Raw genomic sequence first — 4,824 nt, forward strand, 5'->3', positions numbered from 1 at the left:
CCCTCCAGGCCTTCGACATCGCCTTCGACGGACGCCTCACCAACAACCGAATCTGACCCACGAGCCAACCACGGTTACACCGTTTACTGGACAGAACCCGGCCAGGGTCCACTGGTTGGAACTGCTGCCCTTGCCGGGGCCCGCGCTACCCCGAGCGTGCGGGCCCCGGCCAACCCCTGGCCGTGCCGGATTTCCATGCCCCAAGCTGCCCGGGCCGCGCCGGGCGCATGCTGACACCATCGGGCGGACCCTCGTCGACTTCATCCTGCGCTACCAGGCCGGCGGCCTGGTGGCCCCCATTGTTCTGGCAGAGGCCCGGGTCCAGGCAGTGTCGGCTGAGTGGCGCTCTCGCGCACCGTGATCTCAACTCAGAGGCCGTAGGGGGTTTCGGGGCGCTGCTTCAAGTGGTCGACGATCGCCCACTCCACCGTGTGCGACAGCTGGATGTACGTCCTGCCTGAAGCGGTAGACCCCTCACTGCGGAAGCCCCGGAATGCATGGGATTTGGTATCGAAGATGAGGTAGCTGCCCTTCTGGGATCCTTCTCCGGTGTAGGCGATCCCCACTCCGGTGCGTCCGGCGGAGTCCTTCACGCCCGGGATCGTCTTGACTCCGGGCACCAGGGCCAGTGCCTCGTACGCGGCGGGACGCATCCCCGGGGGCAGCACCGGCTGCTTCAGGAGTTCGCCGAGCAGGAATTGGGCGTGCCACCAGTCGTCGCCGGAGAGGTCGTGGATAGACTGGTCGGTCGTGCCGTGGGCGGAGATGATGGCTGGAACGAGCTTTTCCGGATCGGTTGGGAGTTTCTTGAGCTTGTGCCACTCCCGGGGAGGCCACACGGAGCTGCCGTCCGGCTCTTCCCAGATCACGTTGCCGCGCTCCATGGTCAGGGAGCGCTTGGAGCCGTCCACCGAGTCCCAGTTCACGTCCACAAAGGTCTTGACCTTGCCGGTCTTGCGGTCCGTCTCCTTGATGATCCGCTTGGAGTAGATGAACTGGTCACCGCGCGGTGCTACGGGCGTCTCCTGCTTGCCCGCGTACGCCGCCGCCCCGTTCAGCACCTTCGCAGCGGCGGCGTTGCGCATCTGCGGGGCCACCGTGCCCGCGCGGTCCGGGCCTTCGCCCTCGGTGGTGATCAGCACCGCCGTCCCCGTGATCGCCATGGCGATCACCCCGGCCGTCGCGAGGCGCAGCGCGCGGCGGCGGCTGGGTCCGGTGCCGGGGTGGTGCTGTGTGCGCGTGATCGTGTCGAGCAGTCGGTGCCGGGCCTGTGCCCGGGCCGGTTCGGTGAGCGGGGACGTGTCGGCGTCCCAGTCCCGCAGGAGTTCGAGTTCGTCACTCATGGCCGGATGCCTCTCGCAGTGTCGTCGGATCGGATCCGCCCAGCGCTTCGCGTAGCTTGCCGCGGGCCCGGTGCAGCCGTGATCTGACTGTGCCGATGGGGACACCGAGGGCCTGGGCCACCTCCTCGTAGCCGAGACCGCCCCACGCCACCAGTAGCAGAACGTCCCGGTGCCGCGCGGGCAGTTTGGCCAGTGCCGCCGCCAGCTCGCGGCGTACGGCCTGTGCCCCCACCCGGGCCGCAGCCCGGTCGGCCAGCGGCTCCTCGTGGTCGGCGGGCGCCGGGACGCGGGCCAGGGCCTTGAACCGGCGGGCCTCGGCCCGCCGGTGCCGGCTGACCAGGTTGGTCGCTATGCCGAACAGCCAGGGCCGGGCGCCGTCGCCCGTGGCCCGCGCGGGGTCGTACCGGTGCCGCTGCTGGAAAGCAGTGGTGAAGGTCTCCGCCATGAGGTCGTCGGCCGGCTCGTCGCCGAGCCTACGGGCCAGATAACGGTGTACCGCATCCGCGTACCGGTCGAAGAGCACGGCGAACGCCTCGGGCTCATCCCGGGACAGCCCTTACCGAGGCATCACTGTCCACCCCTGTGCGGACGCCTGGGTCGACGGTCATCGGGGCTCCTCTCGTCCTGAAGAACGCTTCGAAGGTTTGGGCTTTCACCTCTCCTTCGCCGCTCGCCCCCGGCGAGTTCCATCGGGCCCCGGGCAGCTGGTCCCCAGCGCTGCGCGCGGAAGATCCGCGGCGCAGCACTAGTCTCTCTCGGATCATCTGATCGTTGGTTCGAGTGTGGGCTTAACTGACGTGCAGTGGGCGCGGATCGAGCCGTTGTTGCCGGATCTCGCACCGAAGCGGGGAGGGCGGTGGCGGGATCACCGGCAGGTGATCGACGCGATCGCGTGGAAGTACCGAACGGGCTCGCCCTGGGCGGATCTTCCCGAGGAATTCGGCTCGTGGAAGGGCGCGTACACGAGGCTGCGGAACCGGGCCATGGACGGCACCTGGCAGCGGGTGTTCACCGCGCTGCTGGTGCGAGCCGATGCGGACGAGGACCTGGACTGGGTCGTCGCGGTGGACTCCACCATCGTCCGCGCCCACCAGCACACTGCCGGGGCTCGCAAAAAGGGGCCGCGGTCGGTGAGCCGCACGACCATGCCCTCGGCCGGTCCTGCGGCGGACTGAGCACGAAGATCCACCTGGCGGCCGACAGTCGCTGCCGCCCGTCGTGCTTCATACTCACACCCGGGCAAGCAGGCGACGCGCCCGCCTTCGAGCAGTCATGGCGGCCCTGCGAGTGCCGCGGCAACGCGGTCGGCCGAGGGTTCGCCCGGCGGTTGTGCTGGCGGACAAGGCGTATTCCTCCCGCGCCATCCGCCAGTACCTTCGCCGTCGTGGCGTCCGCACCGTGATCCCACAACCCGCCGACCGGATCGCCAACCGCAAACGCCGAGGCCAACAGGGTGGCAGGTCACCAGGGTTCGACCGCGACGCCTACAAACAACGCAACACCGTCGAGCGATGCATCAACCGCCTCAAGCAGTGGCGCGGCATCGCCACCCGCTTTGACAAGACCGCCACCATCTACCAGGCCGGACTCCATATCGCAGGCATCTTCCTCTGGGCCGCACGGTGATCCAAGAGAACGCCCTAGTCCTCCTCGCCGCACCATCCGTCCACGTCGCGTACGCCCGCTGCGGCGAGTGCGGCCAGGTGGGCCGGGCAGCCGAACGCCTCCGCGTCGGGGCGCGGCGCCGGGACGGTCTCCGGGGCGTGGAGGTGTCGTAGGACCGCGCCGTCGAGCCGTTCGAGGGCGGGGTGGTCGTCGTGGGCGCAGGTGTGGGGGTGCGGGGTCTCGGCGACGGTGCGCAGCAGCGTCCGGATGTCGCGGGCCAGGGCGATGGCCGGGCCGGGATGCGTGATGCGCAGGGCCGTGGCGGCGGTCAGGACGAGTACGGTCCGCTCGCGGTCGTCCGCGGCGTGCGCGTGCCGCCGGGCGGCCCAGATGCCCTGGAGCTCGCGGGCCGACTCGTCGCGCCCGTCGAACAGCGCGGTGAAAGGCTCGATGGCGAGGGTCCCGTCGGCGCGCAGGTACTCCGTGTCGAGGTGCCCGGTCTCCCGGTGCCCGAACAACTCCTCGCGACCCTCGCGCAGTTCGCTGAGGGTTTTGCGGGCGGTGGCGGCGGTGAACCGGGGGCACAGCCAGAGTGAGAGGTCGATCCCGGCCTGTTGCAGGAGGGCGCGGCCGCCGTCGTCGCCCAGGTGCACGCCGAGGGTGAGGGTGTCGTCGGCGATGGCGGGGCGGTCCGGTTCGTCGTCGAGGAAGCCGGGCAGCCCGGGGTGCCCGTCGTCGCCGTGCGCGCAGGGGTGGTCGAGGGCATCGAGGGGGACCTTCTCCAAGGTCTCGATCAGGTCGTCGAGGACCCATCGCTCGCGCACGACCCCGGACAGCGCGTACCAGGACGCCGCCGTCGCAACCAGCACGCCGCCCGCCCGGTCCTCGTCACTTGTCACGAAGCGGAGTTCCGAACCGGCGTCGGCGATCTCGTTGTAGGCGTCGAACCCGTATCCCTCCAGGACGGAGTTGAGCCTGTCGAGCGTGTCCTGGGCGTCCTCGGAGAGGCGCGCCGGCACGTCGGCGGCGGAGCCGGGCTCCAGCCGGTCCATGCCCACGCGTGCGAGCCCTGCGATGTTGCGCGGGCAGGCCCACTGCTCGCCGGTCCAGCCGATCGCGGAGAAGTCCGTGTCACCGTGCGCCAGGGGGCGGGCGACGTCCTCCAGATAGTGCGGCGGGTCGTCGAGGCCGTCCTCGTACGGGTGCTCGGCGTGTGTGCACGGGCGGTTCTTGAGCGCGCGGTCCGCCCGGTCGAGCGCGTCGTGCACGGCGCCGGACACCCGCTCCGGCCTGCGGTCGGCGTACGGGAGCGTCATCGCGAGGCCGAGCACCCACAGCGGGGCGCGGTCCCCTCCGGGGTCGGCGACCAGTCGCCGTACGCAGTCGAGGACGGTCTCGTCGTACTCCGGGTTCCCGTGCGCCCGGACGTCGTCCTGTACGTCCTGCCAGGCGCCGATCAGCGCCTGCAGGTCGGGGGTGGTCTCGGATGGGTCGGCGACGCCCTCGCCGTCCGTGGATTCGATCATGCCCGGTACGACGCGGGGCCCGGGGCGGAAGTTCCCGCGGGTGCACGCGTACCGGCGAGCCGGAGTCCGACGTGACGGGATGCGCGAACCGGGAGGTTCACTCCCGCTCGATCGCGAACCGCACGAGAGCCTCGTCACGGCCGTCCTTGCATGGACCAGCGAAGAGACGCTCACCACCCGCGACCTGATGCAGATCGCCCTCCAGCTCACCGGCCACGCCCGCGCCGTCGCCTCCGACGTCCGCCGCCGCGCCGACTAGTGCCACATCAGGCAACGTTCGCCCTTCATGACGCATCGCTGCGTTGCTGCGTCGAGAGGCATCAGACAGCCAGAATGACGGAGTGGCTGAA

3 protein-coding genes and 2 pseudogenes are annotated in these 4,824 nt (G+C 70.4%); 2 read left to right on the top strand and 3 right to left on the bottom strand.

The annotated features are described in order from the left end of the window. Positions 1–368: 368 nt before the first annotated feature. Positions 369–1,343, bottom strand: a complete 975-nt coding sequence (locus tag AC07FK_RS33970) for a CU044_5270 family protein (RefSeq protein WP_479108755.1) — start codon at positions 1,341–1,343, stop codon at positions 369–371. Then, a pseudogene (locus tag AC07FK_RS33975) lies at positions 1,336–1,951 on the bottom strand (RNA polymerase sigma factor). Before AC07FK_RS33975 ends, AC07FK_RS33970 begins: the two are co-directional and overlap by 8 nt. Positions 1,952–2,125: 174 nt before the next feature. On the opposite strand from AC07FK_RS33975, the pseudogene AC07FK_RS33980 reads away from it, so the two are divergent. Beyond that, a pseudogene (locus AC07FK_RS33980) lies at positions 2,126–2,969 on the top strand (IS5 family transposase). A 14-nt stretch (positions 2,970–2,983) separates the two neighbouring features. Here AC07FK_RS33980 and AC07FK_RS33985 read toward each other — a convergent pair. Continuing rightward, entirely contained in the window at positions 2,984–4,474 is a 1,491-nt protein-coding gene (locus AC07FK_RS33985; protein ID WP_479108756.1) for a hypothetical protein, read from the bottom strand. A gap of 79 nt (positions 4,475–4,553) precedes the next feature. Between AC07FK_RS33985 and AC07FK_RS33990 the strand changes: the two genes are divergently transcribed. Next, entirely contained in the window at positions 4,554–4,733 is a 180-nt protein-coding gene (locus tag AC07FK_RS33990; protein WP_479108757.1) for a hypothetical protein, read from the top strand. The last annotated feature ends 91 nt before the right edge of the window (positions 4,734–4,824 follow it).

Source organism: Streptomyces sp. NPDC046122, from assembly GCF_056429965.1.

Coding starts and splice junctions, on each gene's coding strand:
- AC07FK_RS33970 (WP_479108755.1), bottom strand. CDS start 1,343: ATGAGTGACGAACTCGAACTCCTGCGGGACTGGGACGCCGACACGTCC.
- AC07FK_RS33985 (WP_479108756.1), bottom strand. CDS start 4,474: ATGATCGAATCCACGGACGGCGAGGGCGTCGCCGACCCATCCGAGACC.
- AC07FK_RS33990 (WP_479108757.1), top strand. CDS start 4,554: ATGCGCGAACCGGGAGGTTCACTCCCGCTCGATCGCGAACCGCACGAG.